This window comes from Devosia marina (genome assembly GCF_009758415.1).
GTDB lineage: Bacteria > Pseudomonadota > Alphaproteobacteria > Rhizobiales > Devosiaceae > Devosia > Devosia marina.
In genome coordinates, this window is sequence record NZ_WQRF01000003.1 from 320,346 (window position 1) to 346,262 (window position 25,917).

Annotated in this window: 25 protein-coding genes; 19 read left to right on the forward strand and 6 right to left on the reverse strand. The window is 62.5% G+C overall.

Annotated elements, in window-relative coordinates; translation table 11 throughout:
• Window positions 1-32 precede the first annotated feature (32 nt).
• From gap to GO014_RS12550, 4 genes are all read left to right on the forward strand, one after another.
• Entirely contained in the window at window positions 33-1,040 is a 1,008-nt protein-coding gene (gene gap / locus GO014_RS12535) for a type I glyceraldehyde-3-phosphate dehydrogenase (protein ID WP_157290660.1), read from the forward strand.
• A 268-nt stretch (window positions 1,041-1,308) separates the two neighbouring features.
• Window positions 1,309-1,839 (forward strand): putative glycolipid-binding domain-containing protein, encoded by a 531-nt coding sequence (locus tag GO014_RS12540; protein WP_157290662.1) that lies wholly within the window; start codon window positions 1,309-1,311, stop codon window positions 1,837-1,839.
• A 64-nt stretch (window positions 1,840-1,903) separates the two neighbouring features.
• Window positions 1,904-2,191, forward strand: coding sequence for a hypothetical protein (locus tag GO014_RS12545; protein WP_157290664.1), 288 nt, complete (start codon window positions 1,904-1,906; stop codon window positions 2,189-2,191).
• 406 nt (window positions 2,192-2,597) lie between these two features.
• Entirely contained in the window at window positions 2,598-3,800 is a 1,203-nt protein-coding gene (locus GO014_RS12550; RefSeq protein WP_157290665.1) for a phosphoglycerate kinase, read from the forward strand.
• Between the two features lie 35 nt (window positions 3,801-3,835).
• On the opposite strand, the gene GO014_RS12555 is transcribed toward GO014_RS12550, so the two are convergent.
• Window positions 3,836-4,666: an aldo/keto reductase gene (locus GO014_RS12555; RefSeq protein ID WP_157290668.1), complete on the reverse strand. Its 831-nt coding sequence runs from the start codon at window positions 4,664-4,666 to the stop codon at window positions 3,836-3,838.
• Between the two features lie 217 nt (window positions 4,667-4,883).
• On the opposite strand from GO014_RS12555, the gene GO014_RS12560 reads away from it, so the two are divergent.
• The 9 genes from GO014_RS12560 to tilS all read left to right on the forward strand — a co-directional run bounded on the left by GO014_RS12560 (window position 4,884) and on the right by tilS (window position 14,426).
• The gene (locus GO014_RS12560; protein ID WP_157290670.1) at window positions 4,884-5,912 is read left to right on the forward strand and encodes a class I fructose-bisphosphate aldolase; all 1,029 of its coding nucleotides are present in this window, start codon (window positions 4,884-4,886) and stop codon (window positions 5,910-5,912) included.
• 183 nt (window positions 5,913-6,095) lie between these two features.
• Window positions 6,096-6,701 carry a thiamine phosphate synthase gene (locus GO014_RS12565; RefSeq protein ID WP_157290672.1) on the forward strand — a complete coding sequence of 202 codons (606 nt, stop codon included), beginning with the start codon at window positions 6,096-6,098 and terminating at the stop codon, window positions 6,699-6,701.
• Window positions 6,698-7,807, forward strand: coding sequence for a tetratricopeptide repeat protein (locus GO014_RS12570; protein ID WP_157290674.1), 1,110 nt, complete (start codon window positions 6,698-6,700; stop codon window positions 7,805-7,807). Before GO014_RS12565 ends, GO014_RS12570 begins: the two co-directional genes overlap by 4 nt.
• Before the next feature lie 132 nt (window positions 7,808-7,939).
• Entirely contained in the window at window positions 7,940-8,734 is a 795-nt protein-coding gene (locus GO014_RS12575) for an inositol monophosphatase family protein (RefSeq protein WP_116590084.1), read from the forward strand.
• 116 nt (window positions 8,735-8,850) lie between these two features.
• Window positions 8,851-9,846 carry a flagellar motor protein MotA gene (locus GO014_RS12580; RefSeq protein ID WP_157290676.1) on the forward strand — a complete coding sequence of 332 codons (996 nt, stop codon included), beginning with the start codon at window positions 8,851-8,853 and terminating at the stop codon, window positions 9,844-9,846.
• Window positions 9,847-9,848: 2 nt separating this feature from the next.
• Window positions 9,849-10,874 carry a peptidoglycan -binding protein gene (locus GO014_RS12585; RefSeq protein WP_116590082.1) on the forward strand — a complete coding sequence of 342 codons (1,026 nt, stop codon included), beginning with the start codon at window positions 9,849-9,851 and terminating at the stop codon, window positions 10,872-10,874.
• Between the two features lie 680 nt (window positions 10,875-11,554).
• Entirely contained in the window at window positions 11,555-12,004 is a 450-nt protein-coding gene (pal, locus tag GO014_RS12590) for a peptidoglycan-associated lipoprotein Pal (protein WP_104894906.1), read from the forward strand.
• Window positions 12,005-12,147: 143 nt separating this feature from the next.
• Window positions 12,148-13,167 (forward strand): tol-pal system protein YbgF, encoded by a 1,020-nt coding sequence (gene ybgF, locus GO014_RS19570; protein WP_157290680.1) that lies wholly within the window; start codon window positions 12,148-12,150, stop codon window positions 13,165-13,167.
• On the forward strand, window positions 13,152-14,426 hold the full coding sequence (gene tilS, locus GO014_RS12600) for a tRNA lysidine(34) synthetase TilS (RefSeq protein ID WP_157290682.1): 1,275 nt from the start codon (window positions 13,152-13,154) through the stop codon (window positions 14,424-14,426). The genes ybgF and tilS overlap by 16 nt, the downstream gene beginning before the upstream one ends.
• Window positions 14,427-14,531: 105 nt before the next feature.
• Here the strand turns inward: tilS and GO014_RS12605 are convergent, their stop codons facing one another.
• Both GO014_RS12605 and GO014_RS12610 read right to left on the reverse strand, forming a co-directional pair.
• Window positions 14,532-15,242, reverse strand: coding sequence for an anti-sigma factor (locus GO014_RS12605; RefSeq protein WP_116590079.1), 711 nt, complete (start codon window positions 15,240-15,242; stop codon window positions 14,532-14,534).
• The gene (locus GO014_RS12610; RefSeq protein ID WP_116590078.1) at window positions 15,239-15,790 is read right to left on the reverse strand and encodes a sigma-70 family RNA polymerase sigma factor; all 552 of its coding nucleotides are present in this window, start codon (window positions 15,788-15,790) and stop codon (window positions 15,239-15,241) included. Before GO014_RS12610 ends, GO014_RS12605 begins: the two co-directional genes overlap by 4 nt.
• Window positions 15,791-15,967: 177 nt before the next feature.
• Here GO014_RS12610 and argB point away from each other — a divergent pair, with 177 nt between their 5' ends.
• The gene (gene argB, locus GO014_RS12615; RefSeq protein WP_157290684.1) at window positions 15,968-16,870 is read left to right on the forward strand and encodes an acetylglutamate kinase; all 903 of its coding nucleotides are present in this window, start codon (window positions 15,968-15,970) and stop codon (window positions 16,868-16,870) included.
• Window positions 16,871-16,993: 123 nt separating this feature from the next.
• Window positions 16,994-17,770: a sulfite exporter TauE/SafE family protein gene (locus GO014_RS12620; RefSeq protein ID WP_246204599.1), complete on the forward strand. Its 777-nt coding sequence runs from the start codon at window positions 16,994-16,996 to the stop codon at window positions 17,768-17,770.
• A gap of 36 nt (window positions 17,771-17,806) precedes the next feature.
• Here GO014_RS12620 and GO014_RS12625 read toward each other — a convergent pair whose 3' ends face one another.
• Both GO014_RS12625 and GO014_RS12630 read right to left on the reverse strand, forming a co-directional pair.
• The gene (locus GO014_RS12625) at window positions 17,807-19,294 is read right to left on the reverse strand and encodes a DHA2 family efflux MFS transporter permease subunit (RefSeq protein ID WP_157290686.1); all 1,488 of its coding nucleotides are present in this window, start codon (window positions 19,292-19,294) and stop codon (window positions 17,807-17,809) included.
• A gap of 87 nt (window positions 19,295-19,381) precedes the next feature.
• Window positions 19,382-19,615, reverse strand: coding sequence for a hypothetical protein (locus GO014_RS12630; RefSeq protein ID WP_104893255.1), 234 nt, complete (start codon window positions 19,613-19,615; stop codon window positions 19,382-19,384).
• Window positions 19,616-19,846: 231 nt separating this feature from the next.
• Between GO014_RS12630 and ilvA the strand changes: the two genes are divergently transcribed.
• The 3 genes from ilvA to GO014_RS12645 all read left to right on the forward strand — a co-directional run bounded on the left by ilvA (window position 19,847) and on the right by GO014_RS12645 (window position 23,538).
• Window positions 19,847-21,367 carry a threonine ammonia-lyase, biosynthetic gene (ilvA, locus tag GO014_RS12635; protein ID WP_116590075.1) on the forward strand — a complete coding sequence of 507 codons (1,521 nt, stop codon included), beginning with the start codon at window positions 19,847-19,849 and terminating at the stop codon, window positions 21,365-21,367.
• 164 nt (window positions 21,368-21,531) lie between these two features.
• Window positions 21,532-22,758, forward strand: a complete 1,227-nt coding sequence (locus GO014_RS12640; RefSeq protein WP_157290688.1) for a hypothetical protein — start codon at window positions 21,532-21,534, stop codon at window positions 22,756-22,758.
• 78 nt (window positions 22,759-22,836) lie between these two features.
• A complete protein-coding gene (locus tag GO014_RS12645; protein ID WP_157290690.1) occupies window positions 22,837-23,538 on the forward strand; it encodes a pyrimidine 5'-nucleotidase in 702 nt (233 codons plus the stop codon).
• Window positions 23,539-23,553: 15 nt separating this feature from the next.
• Here the strand turns inward: GO014_RS12645 and GO014_RS12650 are convergent, their stop codons facing one another.
• The gene (locus GO014_RS12650) at window positions 23,554-23,922 is read right to left on the reverse strand and encodes a VOC family protein (RefSeq protein ID WP_157290692.1); all 369 of its coding nucleotides are present in this window, start codon (window positions 23,920-23,922) and stop codon (window positions 23,554-23,556) included.
• A 98-nt stretch (window positions 23,923-24,020) separates the two neighbouring features.
• On the opposite strand from GO014_RS12650, the gene GO014_RS12655 reads away from it, so the two are divergent.
• Window positions 24,021-25,898: an ABC transporter ATP-binding protein gene (locus GO014_RS12655; protein WP_157290694.1), complete on the forward strand. Its 1,878-nt coding sequence runs from the start codon at window positions 24,021-24,023 to the stop codon at window positions 25,896-25,898.
• Window positions 25,899-25,917 lie beyond the last annotated feature (19 nt).

Here is a 25,917-nt window from a genome sequence, read left to right on the forward strand (position 1 = left end):
TTCTCCTCCCCTCCCGCTAGGAGCACAAAAACATGGCAGTTCGCGTCGCCATCAATGGATTTGGTCGTATCGGCCGCAATGTCCTTCGGGCCATCATCGAGTCGGGCCGCACCGACATCGAAGTGGTGGCCATCAACGATCTCGGCCCGGTCGAAACCAATGCCCACCTGCTGCGCTTCGATAGCGTGCATGGCCGTTTCCCGCACAAGGTGACCGTCGACGGCGACACCATCGATGTCGGCCGCGGCCCCATCAAGGTCACCGCCGTCCGCGACCCTGCCGAACTGCCCCATGGTGACATGGGCGTCGACATCGCCCTCGAATGCACCGGCATTTTCACGTCCAAGGAAAAGGCCAGCGCGCACCTCAAGGCCGGCGCCAAGAAGGTGATCATCTCGGCGCCCGGCGACGGCGCCGACAAGACCATTGTCTATGGCATCAACCATGCGTCGCTGACCAAGGACGACGTGGTGATCTCCAACGCCTCGTGCACCACCAATTGCCTGGCCCCACTGGCCTATGTGCTGCACAAGGAGTTCGGCATCGAAAAGGGAATGATGACCACCATCCATTCCTATACCGGTGACCAGCCGACGCTCGACACCATGCATAAGGATCTCTATCGCGGCCGTGCAGCGGCCCTGAGCCAGATCCCCACCTCGACCGGCGCAGCCAAGGCCATCGGCCTGGTGCTCCCCGAACTCAAGGGCAAGCTCGACGGCGTCTCGATCCGCGTGCCGACCCCGAACGTCTCCTGCGTCGATTTCAAGTTCATCGCCAAGCGCGACGTGACCGCCGAGGAAATCAACGCCGCGGTCAAGAAATACGCCGATGGCGAACTCAAGGGCGTGCTCGGCTACACCGAATTCCCCAACGTCTCCATCGACTTCAACCACGATCCCCACTCCTCCACCATGGCGCTGGACCAGACCAAGGTGATGGACGGCAATTTCGTCTCGGTGCTGAGCTGGTATGACAATGAATGGGGCTTCTCCAACCGCATGGCCGATACTGCCGTGGCGCTGGGCAAGACCCTTTGAACCGTCCCGCAGGGCCATTCGCTCCGGTGGAGCGAGTGGAGGTGAGAAGGTCATGAGAGCTACGCTCGAATGGCGCAGATTGATCCCAAGGGCGTCCTGCGGGGCGCCCTTTTTTTTCTCCGGCTCGCCACCACCCGCGATGTCATCCCGGCGAAGGCCGGGCCCATCCTGAGAACTCCGGACGGATGCCAACCTTCGCTGGGATGACAGGCCTTGGCGATTAAGGCATTGTGATGCCGCCCGACTCCAGCCCGCGCAGGTGGCCGTTTTGACCCTCAACCGATCCATCCGCTGGCGCGGCCTTGACCTCGAAACCATAGAGCATTGCCATATTATCGCCAATGGTCGCGATACGCGCATCCGCGGCACCATAATCGGCCCCGATTTCGGCCTGTTCTACCGCCTCAAGCTCGACGAGAACGGCCATACCCGCACGGTCAAGATCGAGCGCACCGACGGGAAAACCCTCGAACTCTTCGCCGATGGCGCCGGCGCCTGGTCCGATGACCGGGCCGAACCCATCCCGGCCCTGCGCGGCTGCGTCGATGTCGATATCTGGCCCACCCCCTTCACCAATGCCCTGCCCATCTGGCGCAGCGACTGGGCGGACGACCAGCCCGTCTCCTTCGCCATGGCCTGGATCGACGCCACGGACTTTTCCTTCAAGCGCTCCGAGCAGATCTACACCCGCCTCGACGCCACCCATTTCCGCTATCAGTCCGCCGATTTCGCGGCCGTGCTGGAGATCGATGCGGACGGCATCGTCACGGAATATCCCGGCCTCTTCACGCAAATCTGATTTACGCTCCTGTCACCAAATCGGCCTAATGGCAGATATTGTGTCGGCAACGGAGCAGTGAAAAATGTTCCTTCTCACCAAGCGCATCTCGGCAACCCTGCCCCTGAGCTGGCTATTGCTTGGCCTCATGCAGATGCCCTGGCTGATCCCGCTGCCCGCCGCGTTGATGCTGGGCTTTCTGACCTGGCGCCACCGCCGCATTCTCACCCAGGTCGGCTCCGCACCGCTCGCCAGCGACGGTTTTGCCAAGCATGTCATGGTCGACGATCTGCTGCGCCTGGGCGGTCAGGTGCTCGTCTCGCCCTTGCTCTACATGCTGGGTGCCAGCTTGCAGAAGGCCCTGGCCAGCTAGTCGACAGCAACTTATCCACGGTCCCAAAACTTCCCGCATACTCCTTGTCATCTCTCCCGCGATGGGCGGACTGCAGCGAACAGTTGCGGGAGGAGCCGGTGAGACTGGATTCGCTCCAGGGCTCGCCTGCCAGTCGGGCCACCTTGCGACGAGCGATCAATAGGGGCCGCGACGGCAGGAGAAACCCGGTGTCCCGAGGCGGTTTCCGTCTCATTTTTACTTTCGAGACTGAGGCCGTCTCGGGTCACGCCCTATTCGCACAACCGGAAGTGGCGACACTGTCCGGCCACAAGCCGTGGCAGATTGCGCGCCTCTGCCCGGAATAGAAATTTTCTGTCCCCGCTTCCGCCAAACGTGTCACTCTGCTACCCACGGCCCGAAAAGAACTGACCGCGGAGGCAGCACGATGAGCATCAGCTTCAAGACCCTCGACGAACTCGATCTGACGGGCAAGCGCGTGCTCCTGCGGGCCGACCTCAATGTGCCTGTCGCCGACGGCAAGGTCACCGATGCCACCCGCATCGAGCGCCTGGTGCCCACCATCCGCGAAATCGTCAAGAAGGATGGCAAGGTCATCCTGCTGAGCCATTTCGGACGTCCCAAGGGCCAGGTGAACCCCGAATTCTCGCTCGAACAGGTTTGTTCGGCCGTCGCCGACCAGACCGGTCATCCGGTCGGCTTCGTTGCCACCGACTGGGTTGATGTCAGCGCTGCCCAGGCCGCTATCGACGAAGCGCCCGCCGGCTCGGTCATGGTCATGGAGAACACCCGTTTCCATCCTGGCGAAGAAGCCAACGACGTCGAATTGGCCCAGCGCATGGCGAGCCTGGGGGACGTCTATGTCAACGACGCTTTCTCGGCCGCCCACCGCGCCCATGCCTCGACCGAAGCGCTGGCCCGCCTGCTGCCCGCCGCAGCGGGCCTTGCCATGCAGGCCGAGCTCGAAGCCCTGGAATCCGGCCTCGGCAAGCCCAAAAAACCCGTCGTCGCCATTGTCGGCGGCGCCAAGGTGTCCTCCAAGATCGACCTGCTCGAAAACCTCGTCACCAAGGTCGATGGCCTGGTCATCGGCGGCGGCATGGCCAACACATTCCTCTTTGCGCAAGGGTATGGCGTCGGCAAATCGCTCTGCGAAAAGGATCTGGCCGACACCGCCCGCCGCATCATAGACAAGGCCGACAAGGCCAATTGCGCCATCATCCTGCCCATCGACGCGGTCGTCTCCTGGCACTTCAAGGCCAATTCGCCCACCCGCCTCTATGGCGTGGACGCAATCGACCCCGATGGCATGATCCTCGATATCGGCCCCTCCTCCATCGAGCGCATCAACGCCGCCATCGACGATGCCCATACGGTGGTCTGGAATGGCCCGGTCGGAGCCTTCGAGATGGAGCCTTTCGATGCCGGCACCGTGGCCATCGCCAAGCACGTCGCCAAGCGCACGCATGACGACCTGCTGGTTTCCGTGGCGGGCGGCGGCGACACCGTCGGCGCTCTCGCCCATGCCGGGGTCAAGGACAAGCTCAGCTATGTCTCGACCGCCGGCGGCGCCTTCCTTGAGTGGATGGAAGGCAAGCCCTTGCCGGGCGTCGAAGCCCTCAAGAAGTAAACAAAAAGGCCGGGTCGCCCCGGCCTTTGGTTTTTCTAGAACGTCGCCGACATCGGGTCCGACCCAATCCGCCCGTCGGCACTGTCCAGCCCGGCGATCGCCGCCTTGTCTTCCTCGCTGAGGGTAAAGTCGAACACCTCGAAATTCTCGACGATACGGCTGGGGGTCACCGATTTGGGGATCACCACCAGACCCAGATCCAGATGCCAGCGGATGATCACCTGGGCCGGGCTCTTGCCATGCCGCTTGGCGATCTCGCCGATCACCGGATCGGCCAGCACATTGCCTTGCCCCAGTGGGCTCCAGCTTTCCGTCACCACGCCCAGGCCAGCATGCTTGTCGCGCATCGCCTGCTGCTGGAAGTGCGGATGGAGCTGGATCTGATTGATTGCCGGGGTCACCCCGGTTTCCCGGATCAGATCGTCGATATAGGTGCCCTCAAAGTTCGACACGCCAATGGACTTCGCCTTGCCCTCTTCGCGCAACCGGATCAGCGCCTTCCAGGTCTCGATATATTTGCCACGAAAAGCTGACGGCCAGTGGATCAGATAGAGATCGACATAGTCGGTCCCCAGGCGTTTGAGGCTCGCATCCATGGCCCTGAGGGTTTCATCAAAACCCTGATCGTCATTCCAAACCTTGGTGGTCAGAAAGATATCCCCACGGTCTATGCCGGAGGCTACAATGCCCTTACCGACGCCTTCCTCGTTTTTATAGACAGCAGCGGTGTCGATATGCCGGTAGCCGGTCTTGAGCGCGGTGCTCACGGCCTCGACCGCCACATCGTCCGGGGTCTGCCAGACGCCCAGGCCCAGTTGCGGGATCGAACGGCCGTCATTGAAGCTCACGTGCGGTTGCGTGCTCATCTTTTTATCCTGACTTTGTGTGATTGTTGGCGCCAGGGACGCCTTGGAAATATCGCCAATTTACGATGGAAAGACGAAATCGCCAACCCCCGGAACAGGTTCCATCCGCACCTACCATACAAGATAATCCTTTCGTCTCATATCCGGAGGTCTAATCGAATCCCGGCCAACGAAAGTCTAATCTTGCAGCCAGTTCACATCCGAGGTTCCTACCGCCATGACCAAGTCGCTCAATGCCATTGCCCAGAAATTAATGACCCCCGGCATGGGCATCCTGGCTGCCGATGAGTCCGAAGGCACCATCGGCAAGCGCTTCGACAAGATCAACCTGCCCAATACGTTGGAACTGCGCCGCGACTACCGCGAAATGCTGTTCGGCGCCTCCGAGGCGATGAAGTCCTATATCTCCGGCGTCATCCTGACCGAGGAAACCCTCAAGCAGGAAGCCGCCGACGGCACTCCCTTCCGCGCCATCCTCGCCGATGCCGACGTCGTTCCCGGCATCAAGGTTGATCGCGGCGCCTTCCCCATGCCGGGCGAGGGCGGCGAAAAGATCACCGAAGGTCTCGATGGCCTGCGTCAGCGCCTGGCTCATTATGCCGAGCTGGGGGCCGGTTTTGCCAAATGGCGCGCGGTCATAACCATCAATGACATCGCCCCCACCCGCAACAATATCCGCGCCAATGCTCATGTATTGGCCCGCTATGCCATGCTCTGCCAGGAGGCCGGCATCGTCCCGATCGTCGAGCCCGAAGTGGTCGGCGATGGCGAGCCGGGCAACCACTCCTTGGAGCGCTGCGCCACAGTCACCGGCGACGTGCTGGAAAATGTCTTCAAGGAGCTGCGCCTCGCCGGTGTCGATCTGGCCGGTATGCTGCTCAAGCCCAACATGATCCTGCCCGGCATCAATTCGCGCGAGCGTCCCAGCGTCGAAGAGGTCGCCCGCCGCACCGTTGACGTGCTCAAGGAACACGTTCCCGCCGCCGTCCCCGGCATCGCCTTCCTTTCCGGTGGCCAGACCGATGAAGAAGCCACCGCGCATCTCTCGGCCATGAACCGCATCGCAGGCAAACCCTGGCCGATGACCTTCTCCTATGGCCGGGCCCTGCAGAACGTCGCCTTGCGCACCTGGGCCGGCCGTCGCGAGAATTTTCAGGCCGCACGTCAGGCCTTCACCCACCGGGCTCACATGAATTCCCTCGCTGCCACTGGCGAATGGACCAACGATCTGGACCGGGCTGCATAGCCCCGTCCTGTTTTCCCGCGGACCCAACGTCGCGGCTGGCGCGCACTTCCCTCCCGGGGTGCGCGCCCTTTTTATCCCCGGTCGAGCGCCATTGCCTATGATGGGGTCAATCCCGTATTGAGGCATGTCCCTTTATTGCCAAAATGGCAGCCTAGGGACCACGCCGCGAATATCGGGAACATCATGGCTCCGCAGCTCTATCTCATCACACCGGAAAATCCGCAGCTTGAGCAGTTTCCGCGCCAGCTCATGGGCGTCCTGTCCGGCCCGGAAATCGCGGCCCTTCTGGTGCGGCGCGCTGCCCTGGACGATGCCGGATACACCGCCCTTGCCGAGCGCGTCATCCAGATCGGCCAGGCCGCCGGCGCCGCCGTCCTGCTTGAGGATGACGCCGAACTGGCAAGGCGTCTCGGCGCCGATGGCGTGCATGTCACCAGCGGTGGCACCAAGGCCATCCGCGAAGCCATCGCGCTGCTCAAGCCGGAGGGTATAGTTGGGGTCGGCAACATCCGCTCGCGCCACGACGCCATGAGCTTTGGTGAACTCGACGTCGACTATGTGATGTTCGGCCCGCTGGGCGGCGCGACGGACCCCGCCGCGGCCGAGCTGGCCACGTGGTGGGCCGAGACTTTCGAAGTCCCGGCCATTCATTCCGACCCGCACCTCCAGACTGCATCCCTCGACCAGACCGGCTCCGAGTTTATCGCCCTGTCCGATTGCATCTGGTCGGCCAGCGACCCGGCTGCTGCGCTCAGCGCCTTCGAAAAGGCCGCCAGGGCAGACGCATGAAGAACGCGCGTCTCCTGCCTGCATTGGCGTTTGCCGGCATGGCCCTGCCTGCACTGGCGCAGGGCAATGTGGCCGACCAGATCAACGATTCCGTCTTCGGCCCCCGCGCGCCAACAGACTACGCCTATGGCGCCTATCAGCGCGGCTATTTCCTGACCGCACTAGAGCTGGCCCTGCCACGCGCAGAACAGGGTGATGCCGCGGCCCAGACCCTCATCGCCGAAATCTATGCCCGTGGCCTGGGCGTGGCGCAGAATGCCGAGCGCGCCGCGGGCTGGTATCAGCTCGCCTCCAATAATGGCGACCGACTGGCCACGTTTGAACTGGGCATGCTGTATCAGGATGGAGTTGGCGTCCCCCGCAACCGGCAACGCGCCGCCGAGCTGTTCACGGCTTCAGCCGAGGCAGGCTACATTCCAGCCAAGTACAATCTGGCTCTACTCCACGTCGAAGGCGTTTATGCCGATCCGAACCTGACCCGGGCGGCCGAGCTGATGAAGGAGGCGGCCGACGCCGAACTGCCCGAAGCCCTCTATGATTATGGCGCCATGCTGCTCGAAGGCGCTGGCCTTGTCCCCGATATCGAGCAGGGCGCCGACTATATCCGTCGCGCTGCCGAAGCAGGCCTTGCCGACGCGCAGGTCGACTATGCAACCCTGCTCTATCTCGGCCAGGGCGTCGAGCGGGACATTGAAGCCGCGGCCTCCTGGTATGGCGTCGCCGCCGGACAGGGCAATGTCGTGGCCCAGAACCGCTATGCCAAGCTTCTCGCCGTAGGCGAAGGTGTCACCCTTGATCTTGAAGAAGCAGCTATGTGGCGCGCGCTGGCCCGTCGGCAAGGCCTCACCGATCCCGACCTCGATCGCCTGCTGGTTTCGATCCCCGCCGAGGCTCTCGAACGCGCCGAGGAACGCGCCCGCTTCTGGCCATCTACCCCGCCCAGCATAGAAACAATTGCCACTGTTCCGACCGTCGTGGGACCCGTGCTGCCCAGCCCGACCGACGCAGACAACGCGCCCACCCAGGTGGTCGATCCCAATCCGGCATCCGAGGATGCACCCGAAACCGAAAACACTGGCGAGAGCGTGGAAACGCAAGACCCTTGAACCAGCGCCGGTTCTGGGGCAATAAGCGCGCCACACTTCAATCCAGCGGCGGGGCCCTTCTCCCCTTGACCGGCCGGCAGACCGATCTGCCCGCCCCGGTTAAACCGCATGAGCTAGCGAGCAGTTTACGTCATGGCCCGTTCCGCCCTCCTCAACGTCATGGTCAGCGCCGCCATTAAGGCCGGCAAGTCGCTGGCGCGCGATTTCAACGAGGTCGAGAACCTGCAGGTCTCCCGCAAAGGGCCAGCCGATTTTGTCTCCAAGGCCGATCTGCGCGCCGAACAGATCGTCTATGACGAGCTGCGCAAGGCTCGACCCACCTACGCCTTCCTCATGGAAGAAGGCGGCGAGGTGGCCGGCACCGATGGGCAGCACACCTGGATCATCGATCCGCTCGATGGCACCACCAATTTCCTGCACTCCATTCCCCTGTTCGCGGTCGCCATTGCCCTGCAGCGCGGCGAGGAGATCGTTGCCTCGGTGATCTACAATCCGATCATGGACGAGCTCTACACCGCCGAAAGGGGCGGCGGCGCCTGGCTCGCCGACACCAAGCGCCTGCGCGTGGCCGGGCGCCGGCATCTGTCCGATGCCGTGGTAACCACCGGCATCAAGACACAGGGCACGAGCAACGACACATTGCAGCTCCGCCAGCTCGCCCAGATCAATCCGGCCGTCGCCGGCATCCGCCGCTCCGGCTCGATCGCGGTCGACATGGCCTGGCTCGCCTCCGGCCGCTTCGATGCGCTATGGGAAGCAGGCCTCAAGCCCTGGGACGTCGCGCCGGGTCTGCTGATGGTCAAGGAAGCCGGCGGCCTCGTCACCGATTTCGCCGGCCAACCCGGATCGGTCTGGAACGGCCAGATCGTGGCCGGTAACGAGACGCTGCAGGGTGCCTTGCTAAAATCCCTGCGCACGATCCAGTAGCGCTGCCGCATTCCTGTCATTCCGCACCGTTAACCTTTTTAATTGTCACGCCTTTCTACCGCCTCTAGACTCAGAGGCGGTTGATTTGCGCGCGCGAGGGGCAAGGTTCGGGACAGATGACGCAGACTTACGACCCCTATCACCTCGCCAGCCCGACCGTTTACCTGGTCAAAATCGTGATCTTTCTGGTGCTGGTGGGGCTGGTCGCCGCCATCCTGGCCGCCAACATCGTTTCGTTCTTTTGGGCCAACCCGTTCATCAACTCGATGATCTTCTTTGCCCTGTTCATCGGCATCTTCCTCAGCTTCCGGCAGATATTCCGACTCTTCCCAGAGGTGAAATGGGTCAATTCCCTACAGGATGGCGACGCCAGTTCGGCTCGCCCCCCCGTGCTGCTGGCGCCGGTCGCCGGCATTCTGCGCGAGAGGATCGGCGAAGCCATCATCACTCCGGCCTCGATGCGGTCCATTCTAGATTCAGTGGGCAACCGGCTGGACGAGGCCAAGGACACCTCGCGCTATCTAACGGGCCTGCTGGTTTTCCTGGGCCTGATGGGCACGTTTTATGGCCTGCTCGAAACCGTAAGCTCGGTCGCCGGCGTGATTAATGCGCTCGATGTCACCTCGGCCGATAGCGCCGCCCTGTTCGCCAATCTCAAGGAAGGCCTTGCCGCGCCGCTGGGCGGCATGGGCACGGCCTTTTCGTCCTCGCTGTTCGGCCTCGCCGGATCGCTAATCCTGGGCTTCCTCGACCTGCAGACCAGCCAGGCACAGAATGCCTTCTATACCGATCTTGAGGACTGGATGACCTCGATGACCGAGCTGGATCACCCCGTCACCGCCATGCAGGCCAATTCCATGGGCGTTGCTGGCGCTGACATGCAGGCCATGATCGAGCGCATGGGCGCCAACATGCAGAACCAGAATTCTTCGCAGAACGCGATTCGCGCCATGGCCGAACTGGCCCGCGGCATCGATGGACTGGTCAAGCATATCCGCACCGAGCAGGAGGATTTGCGCCGCTACATCACCGAGCAGGGCGAAACCAACCAGAAACTGCGCGACTTGATCCAGGCCATGCTCGACGAAGCCGACAACGAGCGCCGGAACTAGCCATGCCCGCCGCGCGTGCCCGCCGCAGACAGGAAGCCAATTACTGGCCCGGCTTTGTCGATGCGCTTTCGAGCCTGCTGCTCGTCATTATCTTCATGCTGTCCCTGTTCATGCTGACCCAGTTTTTCCTCGGCCAGGAAATCCAGGGACGCGACACGGCCCTGGCCCGGCTCAACAGCCAGATTGCCGAGCTGACCGAATTGCTGCAGCTCGAACGGGCCAATTCCGACGACCTCAACGCCCAATTGGCGACGCTGACCGCAACCTTGGCCGGCGCCCAATCGGAAAACGAGGCCCTGTCCGACCAGCTTGCCGGCATCGGCGCGGGCCTCGGGGATCGCGACGACACCATCGCGGCGCTGGAATCGGACCTGCTGCAGGCCGAACAACTCTCCGATGAGGCCAATGCCCAGGTGGCCCTGCTCAACCAGCAATTGGCGGCGCTGCGGACCCAGATCGGCGCGCTCGAAGCTGCCCTCGAAGCCTCCGAGGCCCGGGACGCGCAATCGCGCACCCAGATTGCCGACCTTGGCCGCCGGCTTAACCTGGCACTGGCCCAGCGCGTGCAGGACCTGACCCGCTATCGCTCCGATTTCTTCGGCCGCCTGCGCGAAATTCTCGAAGGCCGCGCCGACGTCACCGTGGTCGGCGACCGCTTTGTCTTCCAGTCCGAGGTGCTGTTCGACGCCGGACAGGCGGAAGTCAATCCGGCGGCCCTGCCCCAGCTGGATTCGCTGGCCGATGCCATCTTGCAGCTTGAAACCGAGATCCCCCCCGACATCAATTGGGTGCTGCGCATTGACGGCCACACCGATAGCCGCCCGATTTCAAATGCCCGCTTCCCCTCCAACTGGGAGCTGTCGGCAGCCCGCGCTATCTCGGTGGCGCAATATCTGGTCACCCAGGGCGTGTCGCCCAACCGGCTGGTCGCGGCCGGCTTTGGCGAGTTCACCCCTCTGGACCCGGCCGAAACCGAAGAGGCCTATCGCCGCAACCGCCGTATCGAATTCAAGCTGACCGAGGGCTAGAGACGCAGCGTGCGCAAAAGCGCGCCGCCCGGCCAGAACGGCGTCGCGGTTATGCGGTAGAGAGCGGTGTCCCGCGACGGCTTTCGTCCCTGAAACTAAAAACTGAGACGAAAGCCGTCTCGGGAACGCCGGGTTTTCTCGATAGGAGATAACTTGGAAGGCTGTCCGGCGCGACCGCCCTCAGGCACTCGCTTTCAACTATCGGCTGTGACCGATAGCAGGCACGAACTCTCACCGACCGACCCCCAGACCGCGGCTGCACGCGACTGCCCCACGCCCGGCTGTCCCTCCCGCCACTGGTCGCTGCAGGCCGCCCTGACGCGAGAGGAATAGTGAGAGTATGCGGGAGAATTTGGACCCGGAGATAAGAAACTTGGTTGAGCCGTTCTTTCATCGGCACTTGAAGGGGCGAAGATAAGCCAGCACAGGGCCCCACAAGATCACGGGCTGCTCTTAACCCTATCTCCCGATCCCCTCTTCCCTGTTGCGCCACGGCAACGTCACAAAAAAGCCAGGATTTCCGCCACATCCGCGCCCCATTAGGCAGGGATTAACCACTCTGGCACACCCGGTTTTAAGAATAAGCGCGGTAAATGCTGTCCTTAAGATTGAAGCCTTTCCCTCAGGAGCCTCACGTGGTCATCCCCGCACCCATCAATTCCGCCCTGCGCGCTGCAGCCATGCTGCTGTTCGTTGTGGTCATCGCCGCCTGTTCGCGCAGCGCCACCGACAATGTTGGCTTGACCGGCGTCGGCAATACCGGGGCCGGCGCTCCGGGCAGCCAGCAGGAATTCATTGTCACCGTCGGTGACCGCGTCTTCTTTGAAACCGACTCCAGCTCGCTGACCAGCGAAGCCATGGCCACGCTCGACAAGCAAGCCCAGTGGCTCAACCAATACGCCAATTACCGCATCATGATCGAAGGCCATGCCGACGAACGCGGCACGCGCGAATACAATATTGCCCTGGGCGCCCGCCGCGCGTCTGTGGTGGTGAACTATCTGGTCAGCCGCGGCGTCAACGCCCAGCGCATCACCAGCCAGTCCTTCGGCAAGGAACGCCCGGTGGCGATCTGTAACGACATCTCCTGCTGGAGCCAGAACCGCCGCGCGGTCACTGTCGTCCAATAGGCATCCGATCCAGTGAAAGCTGGAGGCAAGAGCGCCCGGAACCAGAAAATGGTCCGGGCGCTTTCTTTTGACCAAAATTGCTCTTTATCCGCGGACGCAGAATCCCCATCTTGGCCAGCACTGGCAGCATTTCGGAGGCAGGCGTGACGCTTAGGAATTTCAGGAAACTTGGCCGCGCGGCGCTGTGTGCGCTCGGCCTCGGACTTTGCGCCCCGGCGGCGCAGGCCCAGACCGTGCTGCCACCGGGCGAATTGAGCGGCCTCAGCTTCAGCAATGACGGCGGCCGCATTCTGGTCGCCCAGGCCGATAATGCCCAGCTCATGGTGCGCATCCAGCAGCTTGAAGAGCAGATCCGTGTGCTCAATGGCCAGATCGAAGGCCTGACCTTCCAGCTCACCCAATTGCAGGAAATCCTAAACCGCTTTCAGGAAGACGCCGAATTCCGCTTCCAGGCTCTGGAAGGCGGTGGCCCGGGAAACGGTGACGCGGCAACACCAGCGGGCGGCGCAACGCAGCCCCAGGCGTTGCCGCAAGACCCGGCAGTCAATGAAACCGACGTGCCCCTGACCGACATTCCCGAGCAGGGCGTGCAGCCACTGCCCGGTGAAATCGAATTCGACCCCACCTTTGACGATGGCAGTGCGCCCATGGACGATCTGGGTCAATCGGGCGACCCCTTGGTTGGCACCGGCCAGGCTGGCGGCATCGACCTGATCACCGGCGAGCCGCTTAATTTGAGCTATGACCCGACCGCCAATCAGACCGGCAATCCGGACGCGGACGCCCAGTTCCGGGCCGGCTATGAAGCGCTGCTGGCCGGCGACTACGCCTTTGCCGAGCAGCAATTCGGCCAGTTCATCGAACTCTATCCAAACAATCCGCAGGTGGTGGATGCCGGCAATTGGCTGGGCGAAGCCATGCTGGCGCGATCCGCCTATGCCGAGGCCGCCGATGTGCTGGTGGACGCCTATCAACAGGACCCCGATCACGAACGCGCTCCAGACATTCTGCTCAAGCTGGGCGTTTCGCTGGCCGGCGTGGGCGAGCGGGAAACTGCCTGCCGCACCTTTGACGAAGTCTCGACCCGTTACCCCAATACCATACCGGCCTTTCAGGCCCGTCTTGCCGAGGAAAAGGCAAAGGCCGAATGTCCACCGGCCTGACACCCGATCTGGGTGATCCGGAAGTTCTGGCGCGCCTGTTCGCGCCGGCGGCAGATCAGGCAGCAATCGGGCTTGCCGTCTCCGGCGGGCCCGACAGCCTTGCCCTGATGTTGCTGGCCCGGCGCTGGGCCAGCGCGCTCGATTCACCGCCCCGTCTGATCGTCTATAGCCTCGATCATGGCCTGCGCCCCGAAGCGGCTGGCGAAGTGCAGATGGTGTTGCGCGAGGCCGAAAAGCTGGGGCTGGCCGCTCGCGGTCTGAACTGGACCGGCGAGAAGCCCGAGACAGGAGTGCAGGAAGCCGCCCGGCAGGCGCGCTACCGCATTATCGGCGAGGCCATGCAGGCCGATGGTGCTGGCCTGCTGCTCACCGCCCATCATCGCGCCGACCAGGCCGAAACAGTGCTGATGCGCCTGGCCCATGGCAGCGGCATTGAAGGCCTCAAGGGCATGAATGCGCTGAGCCAGGTCGAGGGTGTCGCCGTGTTCCGCCCCTTGCTCGATGTCGAGCCGGCCAGCATGGCGCTGATTGTCGAGCAGGCCGGACTTGATCCGGTGACTGACCCATCAAATGGCGACCTTTCCTATGAACGGGTCCGCTGGCGCAGGCGCCTGCCTCTGCTGGCCGAAGATGGGCTGGACAGCGCCACCCTCGCCCGTTTTGCCACCCGCATGGCCGAGGCCGACCTGGCTCTGACCCAGATGGCCGACGCCGCCTTTGTCGAGCTGGTGACGCTGGACGGCTTTGGCGCGGCCAGCATGCCACAGGCCGCTTTTCATGCCCTCAGCCCCGCCATTGGCCGGCGCGTGCTGGCGCGCACGCTCAACATTGTCGGCGGGCGGCAGAAGCCGCGAGCGCTGGGCCAGATCGAAAAACTCTACGACCAGATCGCCTTGGGAGATTTGCCGCGTGCCACAACGCTTCTGGGCGCCGTGGTAAGGCTCAAGGGGCAGAAGCTGACGATATCCCGCGAGCCCGGCCGCGCGCTGCCCGAGGCCTGTGTCCTGGGACCACACCAAAAACTGGTCTGGGATCAGCGCTTTCTGATCACCAATCTTTCGGACGCGAGCGGCCTGATGGCTGGCGCCACCGATTTCATGCCGCGCCATCGCCTGGAGCATTTCCTCGGTTTCAAAGTGACCACGCCTGCCGAAGCCATCCGAACCGCGCCGCTGGTGCGTGATGCCGAAGGCGAGATCTTGTCCCTTGGCGGCTGGTCATTTGACGATCGGATCAGCGTGGAATTGCTGGTCGACTAATCCCCAAGGCTGGGCTCCGTCTTCCCCTCTCCCCTCCAGGGGGGAACAATAGCGTCAGGAGAGAAAGGATGGACGGCCACCACCATCTCTCAAAACAGGACGGCCTCAGATCTGGCGCACTTCGCCCAGGGCTACGACCGGACCGGTCGCCTTACCTTCCGGCGAACCACCCTTGGGTTCCAGCGTAATGGCGAGCACCGAGCCCTCGCCCCATCCGGCCTGTACTTCGTCACTCAGTTCCACCACCGAGCGCTCATTGACCGGAATGACGCCCATGGAAATAGGGTCGCGCTCGTCCTGAATCGCCCAGAGCTCCAGATCGCGATCTGTCGGAACCTCGCCGGAGAGCGCGGTCAACCGCACCGCACCAGCGCCATCGTAAAGGGCCAGGAAGCGAACATCGCTCCCTTCGGCCTCAAGCGCCGCGACAAGCTGTGTGGTGAGCGTCGTGACGCTGGGGGCCGGTTGCATCAGATTGAAGCCGATCGCCGCGACGGCGACCGCCAGGGCGCCTGCAGTGATGCCGCGCCAGAGCGCCAGGCTATTCCAGATCGAGGCCTTTTGTGCATGCCCGAACAGCCGCGTCTCGACCCGGTCAAGTACATGGGCCGGGGCTGCCACCTCGGCAAATTCATCGTCGAGAGCCGCAAAGCGGGCGGCCCAGAAATCGCGCTCCGCCTGCAAGGCCGGATTGGACGCGATCAGTGCTTCCACCCGCGCATGTTCGGCTGGTCCCAACAGGCCCAGGACATATTCAGCCACCAGCGCGCCGCGCCCGCCACCGCCACCGCCAGTGCTGTCCTGTTCTTCGCTCATGCCGTCAGACACTCTCTCAGTTTGATCAGGCTGCGCCGCAGCCAGGTTCGCATCGTATTGAGCGGCACGGAAAAGCGCTGTGCCAGCTCGTCATAACTATAGCCGTCCAGATACGCGCCGCGTACTGCGTCAGCTCTATCGGCATCCAGCTCGGCAAGGCACGCTTCAATACGCGCCCCCTCCTGGCTCGACTGCGTCAACCGCTCAGGACTTGGCCCAGTATCGGCAATTTCCATCGCCGTATCCAGATCATCGCCAGCCGGGCGCCTGGCCCGCACCATGTCGAGCGCGTGATTGCGCGCGATGGCCACCAGCCAGCTTATTGGCGAATATTGCCCCGCGACATAGCGATCCGAACGTTGCCAGACCTTGATATAGACCTCCTGAATGGCCTCTTCGGCCTCGGCCCTGTTTCTCAAGATACGCAACACCACGCCGAACAGTTTCGCGCTTGTACGTTGATAGAGTGTGCGAAATGCTTTCCTGTCGCGGAGCGAACAACGCGCGATAAGGTCCGCAATCTCGGCGGTTCCCGATTGATTTGGCATGGGCTTGGGCCCTCCCCGTCCATAAGGCCGTGCCGCGGCCTGTATCTGAGGAACGTGGCCAATGAATAAATGGATCACTGCTCTTCAAAAAAGCTGGGCAATGGCGTTTCATAGCACAGCAAAATGAAATAGACCCTTCACCCTGATGAAGGCCACGCCAGGGAGCTGCCCGCCACCATGACCGATCAAGCCTCCGACACCGACCGGTTCAGCCACGATGCCGGCATTCTTGCCCAGGCCCTTCCCTATATGCAGCGCTATGAGGGCAAGACGGTGGTGGTCAAATATGGCGGCCATGCCATGGGCGATCTCAAGCTCGGCCAGGCTTTCGCCCGCGACATCGCCCTGCTCAAGCAGTCCAAGGTCAATCCGATCGTGGTGCATGGCGGCGGCCCGCAGATTGCCTTGATGCTCAAGAATTTGGGTATCGAATCCAAATTCGAAGGCGGGCTGCGCGTCACCGACGCCCGGACCATGGAAGTGGTCGAGATGGTGCTGGCCGGCTCGATCAACAAGGAAATCGTCGCCCTGATTAATGCCGAGGGCGAATGGGCCATTGGCCTGTGCGGCAAGGACGGTAATATGGTCTTTGCCAAAAAGGCCGAAAAGACCATCAAGGATCCCGGCTCCAATATCGAGCGCGTGCTCGATCTCGGCTTTGTCGGCGAGCCCATCGAAGTCGACCGCACCTTGCTGGATCTGCTGGCCCGCTCCGAGCTGATCCCGGTGATCGCCCCTGTCGCGCCCGGCCGCGATGGCAACACCTACAATATCAATGCCGATACCTTTGCCGGTGCCATTGCCGGTTCGCTCGGCGCCAAGCGCCTCTTGTTCCTCACCGACGTGCCCGGCGTGCTCGACAAGGACGGCAAGCTGATCCCCGAATTGACCGTGCGCGACGCCAAGGCGCTGATCGCCGACGGCACCATCTCGGGCGGCATGATCCCCAAGGTGGAGACCTGCCTGGAGGCGCTCGACAATGGCGTCGAGGGCGTCGTCATTCTCAATGGCAAGCAGCCCCATGTGGTGCTGGTGGAGCTGTTCACCGAATTCGGTGCCGGAACGCTGATCGTCCGCTAGCGCGTGAAAAAAGGTAAACTGTTTCCAAAGCCTGCCTGCGAACGCAAAGCAGTGGCTCCAAATACTCTATCTGAACGATAGAGTATTGCGATAACCTCCCCGGAACGGCTGAGGGAGGCGGGATTGGGTTCAGAGTTCCTGATTTTTGCAATCGTCGGCTTTCTGGCCCAGATCGTCGACGGTGCGCTGGGCATGGCCTATGGCGTGGTCAGCACCACCATGCTGCTCAGCTTTGGCCTCCCCCCGGCCACGGCCTCGGCCAGCGTTCACGCCGCCGAAATGTTCACCACCGCCGCCTCGGCCAGCAGCCATATCAGTCATCGCAATGTGAACTGGCGCCTGTTCTGGCGTTTGGCGCCCGCCGGCATTGCCGGAGGCATATTGGGCACCTATGTCCTCACTTCAATAGATGGCTCGGTGCTGCGCCCTTTCGTGACCGTCTATCTCGGACTTCTGGGCGCCTATATCCTGTTCAGGGCCTTCAGGGCGCGCGCTCCCTATCGCGAGCACGGCACGGCCTATGTTGCCCCGCTTGGCGTGGCGGGCGGATTCGTTGACGCGGCAGGCGGTGGCGGCTGGGGGCCCATCGTCACCTCCAGCCTGATCGGTTCGGGCGGGGCTCCCCGCTTCGTCGTCGGCACGGTCAACACGGTGGAGTTCTTCGTCACCACCGCGGTGTCTGTCGCCTTTCTGACCGCGCTCCTCACCGGACACTGGCAACAGGCCGACGGCCTATATGGTCACATCTGGTCGGTCGCCGGTCTGGTTGTCGGCGGCGTGCTCGCGGCGCCGCTCGCCGGTTTCGTGGTCCGGATCATTCCCGCCAGGCCATTGATGATCCTTGTGGGCGGGCTCGTCATTTCACTGGCCGCCTACCAGACCTGGCAATTGCTGGCCTGACCAAACCGGCTCGCAGCACGGACGCCCGCAACGGCTTCAAACCTCGGCGACGGCAGCCCTGGCGTTCTCCTGCCCCTCGGTCACGCGGCGATTGCCCTTGAAGACAAACGCCAGCGCCAGCACAAGGGCGAAGGATACCACCTGATACCACATCGCCAGGGCGGCAGCGTCGCCAAAGGCAGCCTGCGGCCCATCTCCGGCAGCAAGATTGCCTGCAAGCTGGGAAAAGAAGATCTGTCCCACCAGCGCCACGCCCAGCGCGCCGCCGACCTGCTGGAAAGCCTGCAAGGCGCCTGACCCGGCTCCGGCATCGCGTGGCGGCACATTGCGCAACACCAGTTGGAACAGCGAGGAGAAGCCGGTGCCCAGGCCGATGCCGGCAATCAGCAGCGGCACCAGGAAGCTCCAGGGGTCGATGCTGTTGCCCGTGCCGGCAACCACGAAATGCAGCCAGCCGATGCCGAAGCTCACCATCCCAGCCGCCACGGCGAGGCGGCTGCGCAGGTAGTGCGCTCCGAACCGCGCGACGATGAACGACGCAATCAGCACGCCCACCGAGAAGGGTAGATTGGTCAGGCCAGATTGCAGCGGCGTAAAACCGAAGCCCGATTGCAGCAAAAGCGAAATCACCAGGAAAAAGCCGGGAATGCCCGAGGCAAATACCGTGACGATAAAGGCCCCGAACATATAGTCGCGATTGGCCAGCAGGTCGTAATTGAGCAATTGCGGTTGCCCCGCATGCGCCCGGCGCTTCTGCCAGAAATAGAACACCACAAGCAGCGTCAGGCCCGCCGCCATCATGGCAAAGCTCCACGCCGGCCAGTCCAGCGCCCGCCCCTCGATGATCGGAAACACCACCGCGACAATACCCAGGCCGAACAGCGCGATGCCGGCATAGTCATTGCGCAGTTCCGCATGCCCCGGCAGGCGCGGAATAAGGAACCAGCCGGCAATGATGGCGGCAATGCCGATGGGAATATTGACCAGGAAGATCGGCTGCCAGTCGAGCCCGAAAAGCTGCGCGTCGATCAGCAGCCCCCCCAGCACCGGGCCGCAGACCGAGGCCAGTCCGGCCGAAAGCCCGAACAGGGAGAATGCCTGGCCCCGCTCATGCGGCGGGAAGGTCACCGTGGCAATCGCCAGCACCTGGGGTGTCATCATCGCCCCGCCCAGCCCTTGCAGCACACGCGCGCCAATCAGCATCTCGATGGACGGCGCCAGTCCGCACAGTGCTGAGGCCAGCGTGAAGGCCGCCACGCCGATGAGAAACATGCGGCTGCGCCCCACGATGTCCCCCAGCCGCCCGAACGGCAGCAGGCCCAGGGCAAAGGCGAGGACATAGGCGGCCACCACCCATTCGATCTGGGCGTCGCTTGCCCCCAGATTGTCGCGCATCGAGGGCAGCGCCACATTGACGATGGTCACATCGACCAGGTTCATGAAATTGGCAATGAGCAGGATGCCCAGCGCCAGCCAGCGGCGCGGGTCAGCGAGCGCAGCGGCTCCGGCTTCACTGGTGGACATGCCTATTCCTCAAAATACGGGAATGGGCCAAAACGGCCCATTCAAACGATCAGAAAATACATCCCGCCGGCACGGCGAGACCCGGAGTCAATCGGCAACACCTTCGGGCAGAATGCCAGCCTTGAACAGCACCTTGGGTTCGTCATAGGTGTCGGCCTCGACATCCACATCGGCCGAATAGGCCCACACCCCGGCGCGCATCGGGGCAATGCGCTCGGCCGATGCGATGGCTGCTTCCGCCGATTTGGACTGCTGCGGCTGATCAGGCTCCAGCTTCCGGCCCTTCTGTCGAAAGCCTTGCACATAATAGAGCGTCGCCACTGTTCTTGTCCTTTGGTTGCCCCGGTCGCGCGCAGATTCGCCATGCCGGTGAAAGCTCCCTCCATTTACGCCACAATCGGGCTCATGTCGCAGGTCAAGTTCGACTTTGACCCAATCGGTACGGCGCTGTGGACACCAACCGCCACCCCGCGCCACTATCTGCCGGCGTTGACATTTGCTGTCAGCAGGCGTCCATCACCGCCACACTCAAGAGCCGCCCGAGACCGACCGATGACCGACTATGTCCGCAAGATCCTGACTTCCTCGGTTTATGAGGTGGCAGTCCAGACGCCGCTCGAGAAGATGGACCTTCTGTCCGCGCGGCTGGACCACGACATCCTGGTCAAGCGCGAAGACCTGCAGCCTGTCTTTTCTTTCAAGATTCGCGGCGCCCACAATCGTATTGTCCATTTGAGCGCAGAGGAGCGCGCCCGCGGCGTAATCTGCGCCTCGGCGGGCAATCATGCCCAGGGCGTAGCGCTTTCCGCGACCCGGCTGGGCATCCGCGCCATTGTGGTGATGCCCACCACCACACCGGTCATCAAGGTCAATGCGGTCAAGCGCCTTGGCGGCGAAGTTGTCTTGTTCGGCGACGGGTTCGACGCCGCGCGCGCCCATGCGGCAGGGCTGGCAGAAAAGCACGGCCACGTGTTCGTGCATCCTTTCGATGACCCTGATGTGATCGCCGGCCAAGGCACGGTCGGCCTGGAAATCATGCGCCAGCACCCTGAGCCCATTGGCGCCATTTATGTCCCGGTCGGGGGCGGCGGCCTTGCGGCGGGCATTGCGAGCTTTGTCAAATTCCTCCGGCCCGAAATCCGCGTCATTGGCGTGGAACCGGACGAGGCAGCCAGTATGAAGGCGGCGATTGCCGCGGGCAAACCGGTGCCGCTTGACCGGGTCGGGCTGTTTGCCGATGGGGTGGCGGTGCGCCAGGTGGGCGATGAAACCTTCCGTCTTTGCCGCGATCTGCTCGACGATATCGTTACTGTCTCCGCCGATGAAATCTGCGCCGCCATCAAGGACATTTTCGACGATCACCGCGCCATTACCGAACCGGCCGGCGCCTTGGCACTGGCGGGGCTGCGGCGTGACATCGAAAACGGCAATGCGCCAAAGGATGGCGCGCTGATCGCCATCAATTCTGGCGCCAATGTCAATTTCGACCGGCTGCGCTATGTGGCCGAGCGCGCCGAAATCGGCGAACGGGCAGAAGCACTGCTGGCCGTGACCATTCCCGAACGCCCGGGCAGCTATCGCGCCTTTATCCGCCTGATCGGCAGCAGGGCCATCACCGAGTTCAATTATCGCTACCGCGCCGGCGACAGCGCCCGCATTTTCGTCGGCGTCAAACTCACGCGCGGCGATATCGAGAAGCGCGAAATCATCGACCTGCTCGAAGGCAACGATCTCGCGGTGACCGACCTGACCGACAATGAAGTGGCCAAGCTCCATGTCCGACACATGGTGGGAGGGCGCGCGGCGGGGCTGACCGATGAACAGGTGTTCCGCTTCCAGTTTCCCGAGCGGCCCGGCGCCTTGCTCAAATTCCTCGAGGGGCTGAACGATGCATGGAACATCACCCTGTTCCATTATCGCAATCACGGCTCCGACTATGGGCGTGTGCTGGTGGGGGTACAGGTGCCGGCCGAGACGCGGGCAGACTTCTTCGCCCATATCGACGCTATCGGCTTTCCCTATTGGGACGAGACACAGAACCCGGCCTATCGCCAGTTCCTGCATATGGACTGAGCGAACCACCCGACATTAGGCTGAAATAAACCGCATCTATAGCGGGCTGACCTATTTCCGCCATGTCGCCATTGCATTTGCCGAAGCAAGGGGCAATCTGTCGACACTTCTGCAGGACTGGACCATTCCGGCACGCGCAAGACTATAAGAGGGACGTCAATACGATGATCAGAACGATCAAGAATACCAGCCTGATGGCCGCCACCGGGCTTGCCGCCTTTGCTTTCATGCAGCCTGCTATGGCGCTCGACGCTCAGACATTCATTGACCGCATCGAGTCCGTCTATGCGGTCATGGGCTATGATTTGAGCTTTGGTGAAGCCAGTCTGTCCGGCGATACAATTACGGTCGATGGCGTGACCATCACCATGGCCGGCATGGACCCCATGGCCCTCGATTCGCAACTGACCTTTTCCGGTGTCGTCGAGAATGACGATGGCAGCTATTTTGCCGACAGCCTGACAACGCCCGATCTCGACATCGAATTCGGCGACGAGCATGTCGGTCATCTGACCCTGGTGGACATGATCGCCGAAGATCTCTGGCTGCCCCCGGAAGGCGAAACCAGCGCTGAAGTGCTGGTGCAGCTGGTCGGCCGCATGGCCACCGGTCCGCTGACCGTGACGCGCGATGGCGCCGAAGTCATCAAGATCGCCGGCATGGAAGCGGTCTCTGAATTTGCCTATGATGCCAACGACGCGCTCGAATCGATCCATTCGGATGTTGCCATCACGGACATCTGGGCTGACCTGTCGACCCTGCGCGAGGAGGAGCCGGAAGCCGGTGCCATCGTCGAAGCGCTGGGACTGACCAAGATTTCAGGCAACATTACCCAGTCGGTGAACTGGTCAATGGCCGATGGACGGATGGTATTCGAGGAAAGCAAACTCGACTTCGCCGATATCGGTGCCCTCAATTTTACTGCCGACATTACCGGCTTCACCCTCGACATGCTCGACAAGATCTACGCCATGCAGGCCTCCGATCTTGATCCTATGAGCGAAGAAGCCCAGGCCCAGCAGATGATGGCCGGCATGGAAATCGCCCAGGCGCTGTCCATTGCCGGGGCGTCGCTCCGCTATGACGATGCGGGCCTGGCGCCCAAGCTGCTCGACCTTTTTGCCGCACAGTCGGGCGTCGAACGGGCCGCCTTCGTGGAGAGCCTGAAGGCCATGCTGCCAGCCATGATTGCCGAAAGCGGCGTGACTGCCCTCAATGACGTCGTTGTCCCACCCGTCTCGGCCTTCCTCGATGATCCGCAGAACCTGGAAGTGGCGGTCAATCCGGCCTCCCCGACATCGGTTCTGGTGCTGGCCGCCGCTGCCGCCAACCCGGCGGGCTTGATTGAGGCGCTGGGCCTCACCGTGACGGCCAACGCCAAGACCAAATAGGCTCATTGCGGGGCCTCAAGGCCCCGCAACATTCATTGTGTTCGTGCAGCGTTTGCCGAATTGTGACATGATGGACCAATGACCGCATTACGCCGCCCCCACGAAAATCTCGACCACGTCACCGACTGGGTCTTTGATCTCGACAACACGCTCTATCCGCGTGAGTGCAATCTGTTCGCGCAGATCGATACGCTGATCACCAATTATGTAATGGAAGTGACGCGCCTGGACTTCGCCAAGGCGCGTGCCTTGCAAAAGGACTATTATCGCGATTTCGGCACCACGCTGAACGGGCTGATGCATAAGCATAACATCGACCCCGACCATTTTCTCGACACCGTGCACGCCATCGATTACTCGCCGGTCGATCCGCACCCCGATCTGGTCGAGGCCATTGCCTGCCTGCCGGGCCGCAAATTCATCCTGACCAATGGCGATACCGGCCACGCCCGCTCGGTGCTCAGGCGTCTGGGAGGCGATCACCTGTTCGAACATGTGCACGATATCCGCGCCATGACCTTCGTGCCCAAGCCGCACAAAAAGGCCTATGACGGGTTCTTCGCCAATCATGGCATCGATCCGAGCCGGGCCATCATGTTCGATGACCTGGAAAAGAACCTGGTGGTGCCGCACGAACAGGGCATGGTCACTGTTCAGGTGGTTGCCAGCGAAGACTTCAGCCATGAGCAGGTCGAAGCTTGGGAACTCGGACGATCGACCGGGCCGCATGTGCACCATGTCACCAGCGACCTGGCGGGCTTTCTGCGCAATTTGCCCTAAACGCGCCGACGAGTTTTACATATTGTTGAGGTGCAGGATGTTGCCGTCCGGATCCTTGAACCAGACCGCGCGAAACGCGCCGTCGCGGTGAATGCCATCGGCAAAATCCATGCCGTCATAGCGCTCAAAGTTCACCCCCTTATTGCCGAGCCGTTCGACAATGATCTCAATCTCCTCTCCGACGCCCCAGACCACGGCATTGGCCTTGTTGGTACCGGCAAACTCGGAGACATAGACCACCAAATTGGTAGTTCCTGTCCTGAACACGAGCACTTGCTGGCTGTCCTCTGTCAGCTCGAGCTCAAGCGTATCCTGGTAGAACGCTTTGGCCCGCGTAATATCGGAAACTGCAACGATGGCTGAGCTGTCCTTGTCCCTGAGCATATCTGATCCTCCTCTTTGATTTGTGCGCAACGCCCCTGCGGCATCGAAGTTGCGCGGCTCCTATTCCCGCCTTGGCGGGAACTGGCTACATTGCCGCCATGAGTGACCTGCCCGGGCGTCGTCCGCCGCCCATTCCCGAAACCACCCCGACCCTTCGCGACCAGCTCGATAATCTCGCGCATCTGGGGCGGCTGATTGCGCAGATCTGGCGCACCAGCAAGGGTCTGACCACGGCCAGTATCGTGCTGCGTCTGCTGGCAGCCGTGCAGCCGGTGGCGGTGCTTTATGCCGCCAAGCTGATCGTGGATGAAGTGGTGCGGCTCACGGCAATCACCCCGCCCGGCCCCACTATCCTGGACTGGTTCAACGCCGGCGCGCTCAACGGCATGATCGGCTTCCTGGCACTCGAACTGGCACTGGTGCTGGCCAATGATCTCGTCGCGCGGGTCACGGGCCTGGTCGACTCGGTGCTGTCCGAACTCCATTCCAATCAGGTGAGCGTGGAATTGATGGAGCATGCCGCCCGGCTCGATCTGCAGCACTTCGAAAGCGCCGAATATCAGGACCGGCTGGAACGCGCGCGCCGCCAGGCGGCCGGGCGCAATGCGCTCTTGAGCCAGATTTTCGGGCAGGCACAGGATATCATCACCGTCTTTACCTTGGCCGCGGGCCTGTTCTTCTACGCCCCCTGGCTGATCCTGTTGCTGCCATTGAGTTTCATCCCCTCGGTTTGGGGAGAGGCGCGGTTCAACTCGCTGGCCTATATGCTGAGCCGCTGGCGCACGCCGGAGCGGCGGGAGCTGGAATATCTGCGGCATATCGGGGCCAGTGCCGAGACCGCCAAGGAGGTGAAGCTGTTCGGCCTGGGCGGCTATCTCGTCACCCGTTTCAAGAAGCTGGCGCACCAGATCTTCATCGAGAACCGCCGCGTCGCCACGCTGCGCGCCAGTTGGGGCGCCCTGTTTTCCGCCATCGCCAGCCTGGCCTATTACGCTGCTTATGGCTACATCGTCTGGCGCACCATTACCGGCGCCTTCACCCTGGGGGATCTGGCCTTTCTCTCCGGCTCCTTCCTCAGGCTCAATGGCCTGTTCCAGCGCATCCTGCTTGGTTTCACCCAGATTGCCGGACAATCCATGTATCTGGATGATCTGTTCTCTTTCTTCCAGATCGAACCGACAGTGTTGGCGCCGGCCGACGCCAAGCCCTTTCCCGCGCCGATCCGCTCCGGCATCGTGTTCGACAATGTGGGCTTCAAATATCCCGAGACCAATACCTGGGTCGTCCGCAACCTCTCCTTCGTGCTGCCGGCCGGCGAGACGCTGGCGCTGGTGGGCGAGAACGGCGCGGGCAAGACCACCATCGTCAAGCTCCTGACCCGGCTCTACGACCCCAGTGAGGGACGCATCACCATCGATGAGGTCGACCTCAAGGACATGGCGCCGGTCGATATCCATACCCATGTCGGGGTGATCTTCCAGGATTTCATCCGCTACAGCTTTTCCGCCCGCGACAATATCGGGGTTGGCCGCATCGAGGCGCGCGAGGACCAGACCCGCATCGATACAGCCGCCGAACAGAGCCTGGCCGACGGCGTCATCGCCAAGCTGCCCAAGGGCTATGACCAGCAATTGGGTCGCCTGTTCCGCCAGGGCCGCGACCTCTCGGGGGGCGAATGGCAGAAGGTCGCCATCGCCCGCGCCTATATGCGCGATGCCGAGCTGATCATTCTCGACGAACCCACCGCCGCGCTCGACGCCAAGGCAGAAGCCGAGGTCTTCGCCCGCTTCAAGAGCCTGGCGGCAGGCAAGTCCGCCGTCATCATCTCCCACCGCTTTTCGACCGTGCGCATGGCCGACCGCATTTTGGTGCTCGACAATGGCGCCATTCTCGAAGCCGGCACTCATGAGCAACTGGTGGCGCTCAAGGGGCGCTATGCCGAACTGTTCGAGCTTCAGGCTGCGGGCTATCGCTGAGGGCCCTGTGCCCATTCCC